Origin of the sequence: Agrobacterium sp. OT33, from assembly GCF_017313365.1 — a bacterium.
Lineage (GTDB): Bacteria > Pseudomonadota > Alphaproteobacteria > Rhizobiales > Rhizobiaceae > Agrobacterium > Agrobacterium rhizogenes_A.
Genome location: NZ_JAFLMZ010000007.1, coordinates 320,008 through 336,205 on the forward strand (window position 1 = coordinate 320,008; position 16,198 = coordinate 336,205).

A 16,198-nucleotide genomic window follows, 5' to 3' on the forward strand; every position below is an offset into this window, starting at 1 on the left:
GAAAGCACGAATTCCGCGAAATTTATCGTCGCACCGACTTAACCGAAGGGTTTCACAACCACAAGTATGACAATCAGGATCATCAGAACGGTCGGAACTTCGTTCATCAACCGCCAGTGACGGGCAGGTCTCGTATTTTCATCGCGCGCGAAGCGTTTGGCGCTTCGGGTGAAATAAACATGTGCTGCGGTCAGAAGTACCACCAGCCCGATCTTGGCATGCAACCATCCGCCGGAAAAACCGTAAACCGACCATGCGAGATAAAGGCCCAATATCCAGGATATCATCATCGCGGGGTTCATGATGACCCTGATCAGCCGCTGCTCCATCACCTTGAAGGTTTCGGATTGCTGAGAACCGGCCGGCGCATCGGTGTGATAGATGAAAAGCCGCGGCAGATAAAAAATAGCGGCCATCCATGAAATCACGGCGATGATGTGAAGCGCCTTGATCCAGAGATAGAGATCGGCAGGGTCGGCATAAAACAGCAGCGCGACGAAGGCGGCAAAGACACCGAGTGCGATGCCGGCCCGCAAGGCCGCCCTGTTTCCGGAGCGGGCCGAAGTCTGTCTGCCGTCGCTCATATCCCGGCTCCGCTACGCACCCGCTGCACCAGACGGGCGACGTTTTCAGGATCGGCCTGCGGGGTAATACCATGGCCAAGATTGAAGATCAGCGGCCCCTGTCCGAGAGCCTGCAGCACCGCATCAATACCATCCTGCAGCGCTTTCCCGCCAGCCACCATGAGCATCGGGTCCAGATTGCCCTGCACCGGGCCTTCCTTCTGCAAATCACTGGCAAAGCTCAAGGGAACCGACCAGTCGAGCCCGATGGCGTCGGCGTCCGTTTTGCGGCGATAATCCTTCAGGAGATAACCGGCCCCTTTTGCGAAAGCGATGATCTTTGCGGCAGGTCGACGGGCGCGCACGGAAGCAATGATGCGGGCAACCGGCTTTATCGCAAAAGACTCGAATTCTCTCTCGCCCAACACGCCGGCCCAGGAATCGAAGATTTGAACCGCATCCGCTCCGGCATCGATCTGCGCCACCAGATAATCGGCGGAAACATCCGCCAGGAAAGCCAGCAGCTTTTCCATCGCAGCCGGCTCCTGATAACCGAACAGTCGCGCCGGCGCCTGATCCGGCGTTCCATGGCCGGCGATCATATAGGTCGCAACCGTCCATGGCGCGCCACAAAAGCCGAGAAGCGTCGTTTCATCCGGCAATGTCCCGCGCAAACGGGAAACGGTTTCGAAAACGGGGGAAAGATGCGCCATGACATTTGCGGCATCCAGCTTCTCGATACCGTTCACATCGATCGGGTCCATTGCTGGACCTTTTCCTTCGCTGAATGACACGTTGCGATGAAGCGCATCGGGTATCACCAGAATATCGGAAAACAGGATGGCGGCGTCGAGCCCGAACCGGCGAATGGGCTGAAGGGTGACCTCCGTTGCCAGCTCGGGATTATAACAGAGATCAAGGAAACTTCCGGCACTCTTCCGGGTTTCCCTGTACTCGGGAAGATAGCGGCCGGCCTGCCGCATAAGCCATATGGGCGGCGGTGTGACCGTCTCTCCGTTCAACACCGTCATTACCTTGCGTTCGCTCATGGCATCCAACTTCTAAAAAATAAAATCAAAGAGATTTAAAAGATTTTCTATTTCTTAGAGTCTGTGGGTAGCAAGGATTAAAATCATTCCAGTCGAAATGCCGCAGCGCCAGGATTTGAAAACTGCCAGAGGATATTTGGGACCCGACTATGGCGGGATAAAATTGAAACCATAATTTTCTAAATTATTTCATATATTTAAGTAGAAAATCATAATGGCTTTGTCTGTGGATGACGTGGGGACAAGTTTGAACAAGTCTGGCTTCTCCCAATAATTCACAGCCCGCGCCGATGATGATTGAAGCCGCTTGCGGATTGTGGAAAAACACCACCTTATTCACGGCGCGGTTCGGCCCGCAGGACAATTCGGACGTTTGTCCCGGTTTATCAACAGCGGGAGAAAAACAGCGTGGAGAACAAAAAAAGCTTCTTCCATCTGCACCTGATTTCGGACTCAACGGGAGAGACTCTGATGTCGGCCGGCCGTGCCGTCTCCGCTCAGTTTCATGCCTCCATGCCCGTGGAACATGTCTATCCGATGATCAGGAACCAGAAGCAGCTGGCGCAGGTGGTGGATCTCATCGACAAGGAACCGGGTATCGTCCTTTATACCATTGTTGACCAGCAGCTGGCCGAGTTCCTGGATCTGCGCTGCCACGCGATCGGGGTGCCCTGCGTCAACGTTCTCGAACCGATCATCGGCATTTTCCAGACCTATCTCGGTGCGCCATCCAGAAGGCGGGTGGGCGCGCAGCACGCCTTGAATGCCGATTATTTCGCCCGGATCGAAGCGCTCAACTTCGCCATGGACCATGATGACGGGCAAATGCCGGAAACCTATGACGAGGCCGATATCGTCATCATCGGCATCAGCCGCACATCGAAAACCCCGACCAGCATCTATCTTGCCAACCGGGGCATAAAGACCGCCAATATACCGGTCGTCCCCAATGTGCCGCTGCCTGAAAGCCTCTATACCGCCACCCGGCCGCTGATCGTCGGTCTCGTTGCAACGTCCGACCGCATATCGCAGGTGCGTGAAAACCGGGAACTGGGCGCGACGGGCGGATTTGACAGCAGCCGTTACACGGACCGAGCCACAATCATGGAAGAGCTGAAATATGCGCGCGCGCTTTGCGCCCGCAACAATTGGCCGCTGATCGATGTCACCCGTCGCTCCATTGAGGAAACGGCCGCCGCCATCCTTGCCCTTCGCCCGAGGACACGATAATCCGGATCGCATCATTCGGAGCAGACAGTCGATGAAACAAGAGTTGATCCTCGCCTCGTCCAGCGCATCCCGCCAGATGCTGATGCGCAATGCGGGGCTGACATTTTCGGCGATACCGGCGGATATCGATGAGCGTGCGCTTGATGAGCGGCTGGAGCGAAACGGCGCAAGCCCGGAAGAGGTCGCGCTGGAACTCGCAAGGGCGAAGGCTCTTGCCGTTGGTTCCCTGTATCCCGAAGCACTCGTCCTTGGTTGCGATCAGACAATGGCGCTCGGAGCCCGGGTCTATCACAAGCCGAAAACCATGGCGGAGGCTGAAGCCCATCTATTGTCATTGTCGGGCAAGGTTCATCGCCTGAACAGCGCGGCCGTTCTTGTCTTGAACGGCGAGGTTCTGTGGCAGACTGTTTCCAGCGCCGAGCTTGCTGTCAGGACCTTGAGCGCCGAATTTGTTTCGCGCCATTTGCAGCGTGTGGGTGACAGAGCCCTGACCAGCGTTGGCGCGTACCAGCTTGAAGGGGAGGGAATCCAGCTATTCACCTCGATAGAGGGGGATTATTTCACGATTCTCGGCCTGCCGCTTCTGCCACTTTTATCGAAACTGCGCGACATGGATGTCATTGATGGCTGATTCACGTGAAACATTAACCATAAATGCCTTCGTTGCCGGCTATCCGATAAAGCATTCGCGATCACCCATCATCCACTCCTATTGGCTGAAGAAATTCGGCATTGCCGGTTCCTACAAGGCCATCGAAATTTCTCCGGGCGATTTTCCGAATTTTATCGCGATGCTCAAAGAGGACAAACCGGGTACGGCGGTGGGCGGCAATGTCACCATTCCCCACAAGGAAGCGGCTTACCGTTTGGCGGATAGTCCGGATGCCTTGGCGGAGGAGCTTGGCGCTGCCAACACCATCTGGGTGGAGGAGGGCAGGGTCCATGCCACCAATACGGATGGTTATGGTTTCGTCGCCAATCTTGATGAGCGGCACCCCGGCTGGGACAGGACCAGCCGTGCAGTGGTTCTGGGCGCAGGCGGCGCGAGCCGTGCAATCGTTCAATCCCTGCGCGACCGGGGCATTGCCGAGATTCACATCCTGAACCGGACGGTTGAGCGGGCCCGGGAACTGGCCGATCGTTTTGGCCCGCGTGTCTTTTCCCATCCGCAGGCGGCACTTCACGAGGTCATGCGGGATGCCGGGCTTTTTGTGAATACAACTTCGCTCGGCATGGATGGGAGCGAAGCGCCACATCTCGATTTTTCGCCGCTCGCCGCCAATGCGGTTGTGACCGATATCGTCTATGTGCCGTTGAAAACACCGATCCTGAAGATGGCGGAAGAGCAGGGCATGGCAACCGTAGATGGGCTTGGCATGCTGCTTCACCAGGCAAAGCCGGGTTTCAAGCGGTGGTTCGGCGAAATGCCTGACGTCGATGAAACGCTGCGTTCGCTCATCGTCGAGGATATGGAGAAACATTGATGATCGTTATCGGTCTCACCGGCTCGATTGGAATGGGAAAGACGACGACGGCGAAGTTGTTTGCCGAAGAGGGTATTCCGGTTCTCGATTCCGATGAGGTCGTGCACGGGCTCTATCGGGCGGAAGCCGTTCCCCTGATCGAATCTGCCTTTCCGGGCACCACCGTTTCCGGAACGGTCGACCGGCGGAAGCTCGCCGATGCGCTGCGGGAGAATCCGGCTAATTTCACCAGACTGGAAGCGATTGTCCATCCGTTGGTACGCAGAAGACAGGATGTTTTTCTGGCGGAAGCGGCGAAGGATGGCCGGCAATTCGCTCTCCTTGATATTCCCCTGCTGTTTGAAACGGCGGCGGAAAACCGCGTTGATAAGGTCGTGGTGGTGAGCTGTGCGCCGGAGATCCAGCGCGAAAGGGTCCTGTCCCGTCCCGGCATGACGCAGGAGAAACTCGAAATGATCCTTGCCCGGCAGATGCCCGATGCCGAAAAACGCAGGCGTGCGGATTTCATCGTCGATTCCGGAAACGGTGTCGAAGCGGCACGGGATCAGGTAAGAGGAATATTGCAGAAACTGGCCGCCGAGTCGCGCCGTGGAGAGAAAAATGCGTGAGATCATTTTCGATACGGAAACCACGGGTCTTGAATCGAAACTGGATCGGGTGATCGAGATCGGCGGCATCGAGCTGATCAACCATTTCCCGACCGGCCGCACGCTGCATCTTTATATCAGCCCGGAAGATCGCAAGGTTCATCCCGACGCGCTTGCCGTTCACGGCATTACCGATGAGTTTCTGAAAGACAAACCGAAATTCGGCGAGGTCGTGGATCAGATTCGTGACTTCTTTGATGGCGCGCGTTGGGTGGCCCATAACGCCACGTTCGATATGGGCTTCATCAATGCGGAATTCGCCCGTCTTGGTATAGAACCCGTTGCGGCCGACCTGGTGACGGACACGCTTTCACTTGCCCGCCGCAAACATCCAATGGGGCCGAATTCGCTGGATGCGCTTTGCCGCCGTTATGGCATCGACAATTCCCACCGCACCAAACACGGCGCACTTCTCGACTCCGAACTGCTGGCCGAAGTCTATATAGAAATGATCGGCGGGCGTCAGACGGCGCTCGGTTTCGGCTCCGCCGCCAAGCAGGAAACCATTGTCGTCGAGGAAGATGTGCCATTGGAGCCGCTGCAGCGGCCGAGGGCTTTGCCCGCAAGGCTGGATGCGGAAACCGCCGCAGCCCATGGCAAACTCGTTCTCGGCATGGGCGACAAGGCGATCTGGAATCGCTATCAGAATTGACATGGGCTGAGACGCCCAAATGACCGGTAGGGTCAAAGAAAAACCCGGGCGAAGAACCCGGGTTTTGTTTTGTCAGACACTCTGAAGAGTATCAGTTCGGTACGGCCTGAACCTTGGCCTTGGCCTGTTCCTCGGCAACGCGCTGCGCGAACATCTGCGCAAAATCGATCGGATCGATCATCAGCGGCGGGAAACCGCCATTGCGGGTAACGTCGGCGATGATCTGGCGGGCGAAGGGGAACAGCAGGCGTGGGCACTCGATGAACAGGACCGGCAGCATATGCTCCTGCGGGAAACCGGCGATGCGGAACACACCGCCATAAACCAGTTCGGCCGCAAACAGGACCTTGTCGCCATCCTTGGCTTCTGCATTCAGCGTCAGGACAACGTCGAAATCCGAACCGGAGATCGGGTTTGCGTTGACGTTGACATTGATGTTGATCGACGGCGCATTGTCACGGGCCTGAAGCGAGCGAGGAGCACCCGGATTTTCGAAGGAAAGATCCTTGATGTACTGGGCAAGAATGTTGAGGGAAGGACTAACTGCGCCCTGTGCGCCATTTTCAGCGGTCATTACGTTTCCTCGCGGCGTGAATTCGTGGAAGGCGGTCTATCATTTCGACCGGAGCCTTACAACCCTTCGTGATGGCGCCTTCGTCCCGGCGCTCGCGGGTGCTCAGGGTTTGGGCAGGTCGCGGTCGTCCGGCTTGTTGCGCGACCAGGGAGACTCTGCAGAACCTTCGCGATGAAATTCCTCTTCGTCCAGATCCACCACCTTGGAATCGCCTGCCCGTCCCGGACCGTTGCCGAACCCGGAATAATTGCCGGGCCGGGGACCGGATTGCCGGAAAGAACCGGCTACGACGACACGCGGTCCCAAGGCTTTCCAGAAAAAGCGCCGTACTGCTGGCGACAGAAGCAGAAGTCCGAGGATGTCGGTGATGAAACCGGGGATGAAAAGCAGGATTCCGGCAACCACCCGCATGGCGCCATTGACCAGCTCATCCGCCGGCTGGGCCCCGGTGCGGCCGGCATCCTGAAGATTTCTCACCATGCCGATGCCGCCAAGACGCAGGATGAGCAGGCCGAGAAACGACGTGAACAGGACGAGCGCCAAAGTCAGCCACAGACCGATCGCTTTGCCGACGATGATGAAGCCGGCAATTTCGAGGATGGGCATCATCAGGATGACGATGGGGAGAAAGGAAAAACGCATCTTCTAGCCTTGCGTGTGCATCTCTGGCAGATTGCCGGTTCCCGGGACACCGATGATTGAATCTGCACATTTGAATGATGATAAGATGCAGACTATATGATGGTGTGGTTTTCGAATTTAAATGGCGGTTTTGGTAAAAGATGGGCTTTAGCGACTTTATCACATTGTTTTTTCTCGTTGCAGCGGTGCTGATCTTTCTTCAGCTGCGCAGCGTTCTCGGCCGCCGCACAGGCAACGAGAAGCCGCCATTCGATCCCTATAGCCCCCGCGATGTCGCAAAAGGCCCCGTCACGGATGATAACAAGGTTGTGACCCTGCCGAGGCGCAGCGAAACGGAAGATGATGAAAACCGCTTTGCCGAGGCAGATGCCCTGGCTCCGGCGGATAGCGCCCTGAACGCGTCGCTGCGTGATGTAATGACCAGGGATCCGTCTTTCAGGCCGAAGGAATTCCTGAACGGGGCACGTATGGCCTACGAGATGATCGTCATGGGTTTTGCCGATGGCGACCGCAAGACGCTCAGGAACCTTCTGTCGAGGGAGGTCTTTGACGGCTTCGAGGCGGCGATTTCCGAACGTGAAGGTCGCGGCGAAGTCGTGAAGTCGACTTTTGTTGGCATCGAAAAAGCCGACATTACTCAGGCCGGCATTCGCGATTCCGAAATACAGATCACGCTCAGAATTGTCAGCCAGCTGATTTCGGCGACCTATGACAAGGATGGCAAGCTGGTCGACGGTGATCCGGATGCTGTTGCGGAAGTTGACGACATCTGGACCTTCTCGCGTGATATCCGTTCGCGCGATCCGAACTGGAAGCTGATTGCTACCGAATCCGAGCAATGAATACGCCCTTTTCGATCGATGAGGTGTCTTTCCGCGACCTGCCCGGGTGGCGACAAGACGATCCAGGCAAGCTTTTTCCGGCGATGGGTACGATCCTGTCGCATCTTCGGAATTCAAAACCCTATCGGACCGGCGCTCTCGGGGTCACTGCGGCGGAACTGGTTTCCCTGCTGGAAGCGGCTGAGGGAAATAAAGCCGATAGTCCCGAACAAGCCCGCCATTTTTTCGAGGCCAATTGCGTTCCGTTCAGGATTTCTCCCGCCCAGGGAAAAAGCGGTTTTGTAACGGCCTTCTATGAGCCGGAACTGGAAGTATCGTCAAAGCCGGATGACATCTGGCGTCATCCGATTTACCGCAGGCCGGCGGAACTGGTGGATATTGGCGACGATAATCGTCCCGCTGGCTTCGATCCCACCTATGCTTTCGGCAAATCGGACGGCAACGGCATTTCCTATTTTCCTGACCGCCGGGCGATCGATGAGGGATATCTGGAGGGCAGGGGTCTGGAGATTGCCTGGGCAAGATCGAAGGTCGACCTGTTTTTCGTTCACGTCCAGGGTGCTGCCCGCCTTGTGTTTCCGGACGGTGCGGTAAAACGCATTACCTATGCGGCCAAGGCCGGTCATCCGTTTTCGCCGATCGGCCGGCTGCTTCTCGACCGAGGGGAACTTGATCCGAAAACGATCTCGATGCAGACGATCCGCAAGTGGCTCGCTGAACATCCGGATGAGGTGGACGCGGTGTTGTGGCATAACCGCTCCTTCATTTTTTTCCGGGAGGCGGATGTTACCGGTCAGGAGATGGGGCCGATTGCTGCCGCCAAGGTGCCACTGGTTGCCGGACGCGCGCTTGCGGTCGACAGGCTGATCCATACTTTTGGCCTTCCTTTCTTCATCCATGCGCCGTCGCTCACCCATCTGGATGACGGAAAGCCCTTTGCCCGGCTGATGCTGGCGCTCGATACGGGCTCAGCCATCGTCGGGCCGGCGCGGGGCGATATTTTCACCGGTTCCGGTTTCGAAGCGGGAGAGCTTGCCGGCACGGTGCGCAATGAGGCTGATTTTTATATACTGCTGCCGCGCGTTGCTGCGGAAAGGTATCGGCGATGAAAGGCAGTCGCAAGCTTGGCAAGGAAGAACGCATTCTGTGGGGCAAGGTCGCAAGAACCGCGCGGCCGATTTCCGGCAGGCTGGAGGATTTGCTGGCTTTCGACGAGATAGAGGAAACCGCGGCCGAACCCGTTGTCCCGCAAACCGGCCAAAGCGCCTTTCCGCGCATGCTTGTGGAGGCGGCGGGAGCGCCGGCTATGACACCGGACAAGAAGCCGAAAATCCATCAGCCGCTCGAAAAGCCGGTCAAGCGCAAGCTCACCCGTGGCCGGCTGCCGCTGGAAGGGCGGATCGACCTGCACGGCATGTTCCAGAGCGAGGCCCATGCGGTGCTGCTCGATTTTCTGTTGCGTGCACATGAACGGGGCCTCAGGCACGTGCTGGTCATCACCGGCAAGGGGCGTTCGATTGGTAGCGACGGAGCGTTGAAGAGGGCCGTGCCCATGTGGTTCTCAAAGCCGGAATATCGCCATCTGATCTCGTCCTATGAGGATGCATCGGCCAATCATGGTGGCGACGGTGCGCTTTATGTGCGGCTTTCGCGTAGGCGGGGTGAAAAATCATGACGCCCTTTGCGGAAGCCGTACGGCAGCTTCGCGAACGCAAGGGCGTAACCCAGAAGGAAATGGCCGCTGCCATCGGCGTGTCGCCTGCCTATCTATCGGCATTGGAACATGGCAGGCGCGGCAAGCCGAGCTTCGATCTTCTGCAGCGCATCGCCGGATATTTTAATATCATCTGGGACGAGGCGGAGGAATTGTTCTTTCTGGCCGGTTCGTCCGACCCGAAAGTGGTGATCGATACGATCGGCCTGCCGCCGCAATATACGGCTTTCGCCAATCGTCTGGCGCGGGATATTCGCAAGCTGTCGCCGAGTATGATAGAGGAACTGTCAGCGGTGCTGCAAAAAAGCCGTTCTTGCGATTGAAACCCCCTCTATCCCCTGCTTTATGCAGCATCCTGAAGCATGCGGCCTTTGGGATTGGGTGTAGAATTTCTATAGTCGCATGTCGGATTTGAGTGATTCGCTGGCTTCAGGCCTTCTCACTGAAAACCTGGCCAGGAAACTTTGGAAAGAGTACTTATGACCGAAACATCGTCAAGCGGAGTCGGCGCGAACACCGAATATGGAGCCGATTCTATCAAGGTCCTCAAGGGTCTTGATGCCGTGCGCAAGCGGCCCGGCATGTATATCGGTGATACCGATGACGGTTCCGGCCTGCACCACATGGTCTACGAAGTGGTCGACAACGCCATCGACGAGGCGCTAGCCGGTCATGCCGATCTGGTGACGGTGACGCTGAACGCCGACGGGTCGGTGACGGTCACGGATAACGGGCGCGGCATTCCGACCGATATCCACTCTTCCGAAGGCGTTTCCGCCGCCGAAGTCATCATGACGCAGCTGCACGCGGGCGGAAAGTTCGACCAGAATTCCTACAAGGTGTCCGGCGGTCTGCATGGCGTGGGCGTCTCGGTGGTCAATGCGCTCTCGGTCTGGCTGAAGCTCCGAATCCGCCGTAACGGCAAGCTGCATGAGATCGGCTTCACCCATGGTGTCGCCGACGCGCCGCTTTCCGTCATTGGCGAATATGAAGGCCGCTCGGGCACGGAAGTCACCTTCCTCGCGAGCCCCGAAACCTTCACCATGACGGACTATGATTACGCCACGCTCGAGCACCGCCTGCGCGAACTGGCATTTCTGAATTCCGGCGTTCGCATCCTGCTCACCGACAAGCGTCATTCGGACGTAAAACAGGAAGAGCTGCTTTATGATGGCGGCCTGGAAGCTTTCGTCCGTTATCTCGATCGCTCCAAGAAGCCGCTGGTGGACAAGCCCGTTGCCATCAGGGGCGAGAAGGACGGTATCACCGTCGAGGTCGCGCTCTGGTGGAACGACAGCTACCACGAGAACGTGCTTTGCTTTACCAACAACATTCCACAGCGCGACGGCGGCACGCATATGGCCGGTTTCCGCGCGGCGCTCACCCGCCAGGTGACTTCCTATGCCGAAACATCCGGTATTCTGAAAAAGGAAAAGGTCAGCCTGCAGGGTGAGGATTGCCGTGAAGGCCTGACGGCCATTCTTTCCGTCAAGGTTCCCGATCCCAAGTTTTCCTCGCAGACGAAGGACAAGCTCGTTTCGTCCGAAGTTCGCCCGGTCGTGGAAAGCCTTGTCAACGAAGCCCTGTCCACCTGGCTGGAAGAACATCCTTCCGATGCGAAAATCCTCGTCGGCAAGGTTGTGGAAGCGGCTGTCGCCCGCGAAGCTGCCCGCAAGGCACGCGAACTGACGCGCCGCAAGGGCGCGCTCGATATCGCGTCGCTTCCCGGCAAACTTGCCGACTGCTCCGAGCGTGATCCGGCGAAATCCGAACTTTTCCTCGTCGAGGGCGATTCTGCCGGCGGTTCCGCCAAGCAGGGCCGCTCGCGCGAAACCCAGGCGATCCTGCCGCTGCGTGGCAAGATCCTGAACGTCGAGCGCGCCCGTTTCGACAAGATGCTGTCCAGCCAGGAAATCGGCACGCTGATCACGGCGCTCGGCACGTCCATCGGCAAGGATGAATTCAACGCCGACAAGCTGCGTTACCACAAGATCATCATCATGACGGATGCTGACGTTGACGGCGCCCATATCCGTACCCTGCTGTTGACCTTCTTCTTCCGCCAGATGCCGGAGCTGATCGAGCGTGGCCATCTCTATATCGCCCAGCCGCCACTCTATAAGGTCACGCGCGGAAAATCCGTGCAGTATCTGAAGGACGAAAAGGCGCTGGAAGAGTATCTCATCTCCATGGGTATCGAGGAGGCGTCGCTGACCCTCGGTTCCGGGGAGGTCCGGGTCGGCGCCGATCTGCGCGAGGCCATTCTGGATGCGGTGCGCATGCGCTCGCTGATCGACGGACTGCATTCGCGTTATAATCGCTCGATTGTCGAACAGGCGGCCATTGCCGGCGCGCTGAACCCCGAGCTTTCGGCCGATGCCGCCCGCGCTGAGGAAACCGTGACCGAAGTGGCGCGGCGACTGGACATGATTGCGGAGGAAACCGAGCGTGGTTGGTCCGGCACGGTGCTGGAAGACGGTGGTCTGCGCTTCGAGCGCATGGTCCGCGGCGTCAAGGAAGTCTCGACGCTGGATATGGGCCTACTCGGTTCGGCCGATGCCCGCCATATCGACCAGCTCGCTGTCCGCTCGCGTGATATCTACGCCACGCCGCCCGTGCTGCAGCGCAAGGATGGCAGCATGGAGCTGGCCGGACCGCGGGCGCTTCTGGATGCGATTTTCGCCGCCGGCCGCAAGGGTCTCTCCATGCAGCGCTACAAGGGCCTTGGCGAGATGAATGCCGAACAGCTGTGGGAAACCACGCTTGATGCCAATGTCCGCTCTCTGCTGCAGGTGCGGGTGAGTGATGCGACCGACGCCGATGGCCTGTTTGCCCGCCTGATGGGCGACGAAGTGGAACCGCGCCGCGACTTCATTCAGGAAAATGCCCTCAGCGTCGCTAACCTCGACATTTAATCCTGTGGAGCGTCTCGCGTAACGATTCACGTGAAACGCAAATTTAACAAAAGGCCCGGCGGACTATGTACGCCGGGCCTTTTTATGTGCGGTAGCGGATATCAATCGGCCTTGCCGGTGAAACGTCCTTCAAAAGCCACGTCCGCAAGCGGCAGGCGCTTGCTGGGTATTTCCCGTTCCGCCAGATCGTCCGGGAGGACGGATTTGTCGGTCAACGTGCCAATGGCGATTCCGGCTTCCACCTTGTAGCCTTCCGGAATATCAAGCGCCTCAACAATCCTGTCCTTCAAAATGCCGCCCATACCGTGGGCGTGGTAACCGAGCAGATGTGCCTGCATGGCGAGTGAGAACCAGGCCGCGCCGGCATCGAAGGAATGGGTCGCAGAGGGCTTTTTCTCACCTTCGCGCGAGATATTGTAGCTCCGCGAAACGACGAACAGCAGCACGGAGGCATTTTTCGCCCAGCGCTGGTTTCCTTCCATGAGAAGCTCCACGAAGAGCGGCCAGTCTTTGCTGCCATGATGGGCATAAACAAATCGCCATGGCTGCAGATTGGATGCCGAAGGCGCCCAGTGCGCCGCATCCAGAATGGTCAAGAGGTGCTCTTGCGGCATGGCGCTGCCATCGAAGGCGCGTGGAGACCAGCGATCAAGGAAGAGGGGATCGACGGGATATTCGGATTGCCGGTTATTGCTGTTCGTCACGGGCCATGTCCTTTTGATTGACGGGAAGGAAAAGGTATTTTTCGAAACTTGGCGTAGTCAAGGGGTGACAAGTATGAATGCATCGTTCATATATGCATCACCTTGTCTGACAACCGGGAGAGAGTTCCATGAAATTGATGCGCGTTGGCCAGCCCGGCCAGGAAAAGCCTGCCATTCTCGATGCGGAAGGAAAAGTCCGCGATCTGTCCGCCCACGTGAAGGATATTGGCGGTGATGCCATTTCTCCCGAGGGTCTCAAGAAGATTGCCGCGATCGACCTGAGCAGCCTTCCGGTGCTGAGCGAAGACCGCATCGGCGCCTGCGTTGCCGGTACCGGAAAATTCATCTGCATCGGCCTCAACTTCTCCGACCATGCCGCCGAAACGGGTGCTACCGTACCGCCGGAACCGGTCATTTTCATGAAGGCAACCTCGGCCATCGTCGGCCCGAATGACAACGTCACCATTCCGCGCGGCTCTGAAAAGACCGACTGGGAAGTCGAACTCGGCGTCGTCATCGGCAAGACCGCCAAATACGTGTCGGAAGCCGATGCCCTCGACTACGTCGCCGGTTATTGCGTTTCGCACGATGTTTCCGAGCGTGCGTTCCAGACGGAGCGCGCCGGTCAATGGACCAAGGGCAAGTCCTGCGACACCTTCGGCCCCATCGGCCCCTGGCTGGTGACGAAGGATGAAATCGCAGATCCGCAGAACCTCGGCATGTGGCTGAAAGTGAATGGCCAGACTATGCAGGACGGCTCCAGCAAGACCATGGTATACGGCGTTGCCCACGTTGTTTCCTATCTCAGCCAGTTCATGTCGCTGCATCCCGGCGATGTCATTTCCACCGGCACTCCTCCGGGCGTCGGCATGGGCCTGAAGCCGCCGCGTTACCTGAAGGCTGGTGATGTCGTGGAACTCGGCATTGAAGGCCTCGGTTCCCAGAAGCAGACTTTTGTTGCTGACATCTGATCGCCAGCAGGCATTCAACGGAAAGTGAGGCGCCGGCGGGCAACCGCCGGCGCCTTCGATTTTGTGCACATGCGAAAAGCTGCTATGGTCAGGAAAAGAGCTTGATCCGCGAGGGAGGCGCCATCAGTGTTCTACCATCTTTATGAAATGAACCATGCGGCCATGGCGCCGCTGCGCGCCGGTGCCGACATGATGCGCCAGGCCTGTAACAATCCTCTGAACCCGCTTTCCAGCACGGCTTTCGGGAGAAGCCTCGATGCCGGTTTTGAGGTCTTCGAGCGGATGACGCGCCGTTACGCGAAACCGGAGTTCGGCCTCGGCAGCGCGATTGTCGATGGCCAGCCCGTCAATGTTGCCGAAGAGACCGTCTGGTCGCGTCCGTTCTGCAATCTCGTTCATTTCAAGAAAGAACCCGATCCAGCCCGCCAGTCCGATCCGAAGGTGCTGCTGGTGGCGCCGATGTCCGGCCACTACGCCACCCTGTTGCGCGGGACGGTGGAGGCCCTGCTGCCATCGGCGGATATCTACATCACCGATTGGGCCGATGCCCGCACGGTGCCGGTGAGTGAGGGGAGTTTCGATCTCGACGATTATATCGGCTATGTCATCGAGATGCTGCGCGAGATCGGGCCGGGTGCGCATGTGGTCGCCGTCTGTCAACCGTCGGTGCCTGTTCTGGCTGCCGTCTCACTGATGGAGGCGGATGGGGATTCTTTCGCGCCGGCATCCATGACGCTGATGGGTGGGCCGATCGATACGCGCATCAACCCCACTGCCGTCAACGGTCTGGCCAAGGCGAAGCCGATCGAGTGGTTCCGCGACAATGTCGTCATGCAGGTGCCGTGGCCGCAGCCCGCTTTCGGCCGCAACGTCTATCCGGGCTTCCTGCAACTGTCCGGTTTCATGTCCATGAACCTCGACAAGCACATGACGGCGCACAAGGATTTTTATCTGAACCTCGTCAAGAATGATGGCGATTCCGCTGAAAAACACCGCGAATTTTACGATGAATATCTGGCCGTCATGGATTTGACGGCGGAATTCTATCTGCAGACGGTGGAAACCGTCTTCATTGACCATGCGCTTCCGAAAGGGAACATGCTGCACCGGGGCAGGGCGGTCGATCCCGCGGCCATTCGCAAAGTCGCATTATTTACCGTGGAAGGTGAGAACGATGATATTTCCGGCGTCGGCCAGACAAAGGCCGCGCATGATCTCTGCCGGAATATCCCCGAAGACAAACGCGCCCATTACATGCAGCCGGATGTAGGCCATTACGGCGTCTTCAATGGTTCGCGCTTCCGCAGGGAAATCGTGCCGCGCATGCTGGATTTTATCCGCAGACACCAGACGGTTTAGGTGAGAGGGCAGGAGGCGCCACGCATTTGCATGGCCAAGCGACGGACGAATCGGCTATGAAGGGTCCATGTTTTCGCTCCTCAGAAAATCCCTGACGTCGCCGGCGCCAAAGAAGGTCGCGCCGAGCCAGCGCACCGTTGCGGTGGCTGGCCGTCAGGTGCCGATCACGGTCAGGGAAAACCCGCGTGCGACACGCATTACGTTGCGCATCGAACCGGGCGGCCGGGCGCTGAAGCTGACGATCCCGATGGGTCTGCATCACCGCCAGGTCGATGATTTTCTGGAGAGGCATCAGGGCTGGCTGGAAGGCAAGCTTCTGAAATTCAGCCCCGATGACGGTTTGCGTCCCGGCGCCACCATCGATATTCGTGGCGTATCCCATCGCATCGACCATACCGGCAGCCTGCGGGGGCTGACCCACATCGCGAAAGACGCCGATGGCGTGTCCGTTCTGAAAGTGAGCGGCGCGCCCGAGCATCTGAAAAGACGGATCGCGGCTTTCCTGAAAAAGGAAGCGAAGGCCGATCTGGAGCGACTGGTTGCCGTTCATGCGCGCGCGGCCGGTCGGCCGGTGCGGTCCATCAGCATGAAGGATACACGCAGCCGCTGGGGCTCCTGTTCCCATGATGGAAATCTGAGCTTTTCCTGGCGCATCGTCATGGCCCCGGAAAAGGTCATCGATTATCTCGCCGCCCATGAGGTCGCGCATCTGCGCGAAATGAACCACGGCCCGAAATTCTGGGCTTTGTGCGAAAAGCTTTGCCCACACACCGATGAGGCCAAGGACTGGTTGAAACGCCACGGTTCCAAACTTCACGCCATCGATTTCGATTGAAACCTGCGGCGCGGATC

18 protein-coding genes are annotated in these 16,198 nt (G+C 58.1%); 13 read left to right on the forward strand and 5 right to left on the reverse strand.

What is annotated here, in order from left to right; translation table 11 throughout:
• Positions 1 to 38: 38 nt before the first annotated feature.
• Positions 39 to 584 (reverse strand): protoporphyrinogen oxidase HemJ, encoded by a 546-nt coding sequence (gene hemJ, locus JZX88_RS18335; protein WP_206914363.1) that lies wholly within the window; start codon positions 582 to 584, stop codon positions 39 to 41.
• On the reverse strand, positions 581 to 1,612 hold the full coding sequence (hemE, locus tag JZX88_RS18340) for a uroporphyrinogen decarboxylase (RefSeq protein WP_206914364.1): 1,032 nt from the start codon (positions 1,610 to 1,612) through the stop codon (positions 581 to 583). Before hemE ends, hemJ begins: the two co-directional genes overlap by 4 nt.
• Positions 1,613 to 2,020: 408 nt before the next feature.
• On the opposite strand from hemE, the gene JZX88_RS18345 reads away from it, so the two are divergent.
• From JZX88_RS18345 to dnaQ, 5 genes are read left to right on the forward strand one after another with little or no spacing between them, the layout of a single operon-like run.
• A complete protein-coding gene (locus tag JZX88_RS18345; protein ID WP_206914365.1) occupies positions 2,021 to 2,842 on the forward strand; it encodes a pyruvate, phosphate dikinase/phosphoenolpyruvate synthase regulator in 822 nt (273 codons plus the stop codon).
• 31 nt (positions 2,843 to 2,873) lie between these two features.
• Complete coding sequence (locus tag JZX88_RS18350; RefSeq protein WP_110756546.1) at positions 2,874 to 3,473, forward strand: Maf-like protein; 600 nt, start codon at positions 2,874 to 2,876, stop codon at positions 3,471 to 3,473.
• Positions 3,466 to 4,326 (forward strand): shikimate dehydrogenase, encoded by an 861-nt coding sequence (locus tag JZX88_RS18355; RefSeq protein ID WP_206914366.1) that lies wholly within the window; start codon positions 3,466 to 3,468, stop codon positions 4,324 to 4,326. The genes JZX88_RS18350 and JZX88_RS18355 overlap by 8 nt, the downstream gene beginning before the upstream one ends.
• A complete protein-coding gene (coaE, locus tag JZX88_RS18360) occupies positions 4,326 to 4,934 on the forward strand; it encodes a dephospho-CoA kinase (RefSeq protein ID WP_206914367.1) in 609 nt (202 codons plus the stop codon). Before JZX88_RS18355 ends, coaE begins: the two co-directional genes overlap by 1 nt.
• On the forward strand, positions 4,927 to 5,625 hold the full coding sequence (gene dnaQ / locus JZX88_RS18365) for a DNA polymerase III subunit epsilon (protein ID WP_065114436.1): 699 nt from the start codon (positions 4,927 to 4,929) through the stop codon (positions 5,623 to 5,625). The genes coaE and dnaQ overlap by 8 nt, the downstream gene beginning before the upstream one ends.
• A gap of 91 nt (positions 5,626 to 5,716) precedes the next feature.
• Here dnaQ and secB read toward each other — a convergent pair whose 3' ends face one another.
• A complete protein-coding gene (gene secB / locus JZX88_RS18370) occupies positions 5,717 to 6,199 on the reverse strand; it encodes a protein-export chaperone SecB (protein ID WP_003521154.1) in 483 nt (160 codons plus the stop codon).
• Positions 6,200 to 6,301: 102 nt separating this feature from the next.
• Positions 6,302 to 6,841, reverse strand: a complete 540-nt coding sequence (locus JZX88_RS18375) for an FxsA family protein (protein WP_206914368.1) — start codon at positions 6,839 to 6,841, stop codon at positions 6,302 to 6,304.
• A gap of 140 nt (positions 6,842 to 6,981) precedes the next feature.
• On the opposite strand from JZX88_RS18375, the gene JZX88_RS18380 reads away from it, so the two are divergent.
• The 5 genes from JZX88_RS18380 to gyrB all read left to right on the forward strand — a co-directional run bounded on the left by JZX88_RS18380 (position 6,982) and on the right by gyrB (position 12,312).
• Positions 6,982 to 7,683, forward strand: coding sequence for a Tim44/TimA family putative adaptor protein (locus JZX88_RS18380; RefSeq protein ID WP_065114438.1), 702 nt, complete (start codon positions 6,982 to 6,984; stop codon positions 7,681 to 7,683).
• Positions 7,680 to 8,792: a murein transglycosylase A gene (locus JZX88_RS18385; RefSeq protein ID WP_206914369.1), complete on the forward strand. Its 1,113-nt coding sequence runs from the start codon at positions 7,680 to 7,682 to the stop codon at positions 8,790 to 8,792. The genes JZX88_RS18380 and JZX88_RS18385 overlap by 4 nt, the downstream gene beginning before the upstream one ends.
• Positions 8,789 to 9,358 carry a Smr/MutS family protein gene (locus JZX88_RS18390; RefSeq protein ID WP_065114440.1) on the forward strand — a complete coding sequence of 190 codons (570 nt, stop codon included), beginning with the start codon at positions 8,789 to 8,791 and terminating at the stop codon, positions 9,356 to 9,358. The genes JZX88_RS18385 and JZX88_RS18390 overlap by 4 nt, the downstream gene beginning before the upstream one ends.
• Entirely contained in the window at positions 9,355 to 9,720 is a 366-nt protein-coding gene (locus JZX88_RS18395) for a helix-turn-helix domain-containing protein (protein WP_065114441.1), read from the forward strand. The genes JZX88_RS18390 and JZX88_RS18395 overlap by 4 nt, the downstream gene beginning before the upstream one ends.
• A gap of 156 nt (positions 9,721 to 9,876) precedes the next feature.
• Positions 9,877 to 12,312 carry a DNA topoisomerase (ATP-hydrolyzing) subunit B gene (gyrB, locus tag JZX88_RS18400; RefSeq protein ID WP_065114442.1) on the forward strand — a complete coding sequence of 812 codons (2,436 nt, stop codon included), beginning with the start codon at positions 9,877 to 9,879 and terminating at the stop codon, positions 12,310 to 12,312.
• A gap of 101 nt (positions 12,313 to 12,413) precedes the next feature.
• Here gyrB and JZX88_RS18405 read toward each other — a convergent pair whose 3' ends face one another.
• A complete protein-coding gene (locus tag JZX88_RS18405) occupies positions 12,414 to 13,016 on the reverse strand; it encodes a nitroreductase family protein (RefSeq protein WP_065114443.1) in 603 nt (200 codons plus the stop codon).
• A 128-nt stretch (positions 13,017 to 13,144) separates the two neighbouring features.
• Between JZX88_RS18405 and JZX88_RS18410 the strand changes: the two genes are divergently transcribed.
• The 3 genes from JZX88_RS18410 (at position 13,145) to JZX88_RS18420 (ending at position 16,181) form a co-directional block, all read left to right on the forward strand.
• Entirely contained in the window at positions 13,145 to 13,987 is an 843-nt protein-coding gene (locus tag JZX88_RS18410) for a fumarylacetoacetate hydrolase family protein (RefSeq protein ID WP_174030748.1), read from the forward strand.
• A gap of 126 nt (positions 13,988 to 14,113) precedes the next feature.
• A complete protein-coding gene (locus JZX88_RS18415; protein WP_206914370.1) occupies positions 14,114 to 15,346 on the forward strand; it encodes a polyhydroxyalkanoate depolymerase in 1,233 nt (410 codons plus the stop codon).
• Positions 15,347 to 15,413: 67 nt separating this feature from the next.
• Entirely contained in the window at positions 15,414 to 16,181 is a 768-nt protein-coding gene (locus tag JZX88_RS18420) for a M48 family metallopeptidase (RefSeq protein WP_142858377.1), read from the forward strand.
• Positions 16,182 to 16,198: the final 17 nt, after the last annotated feature.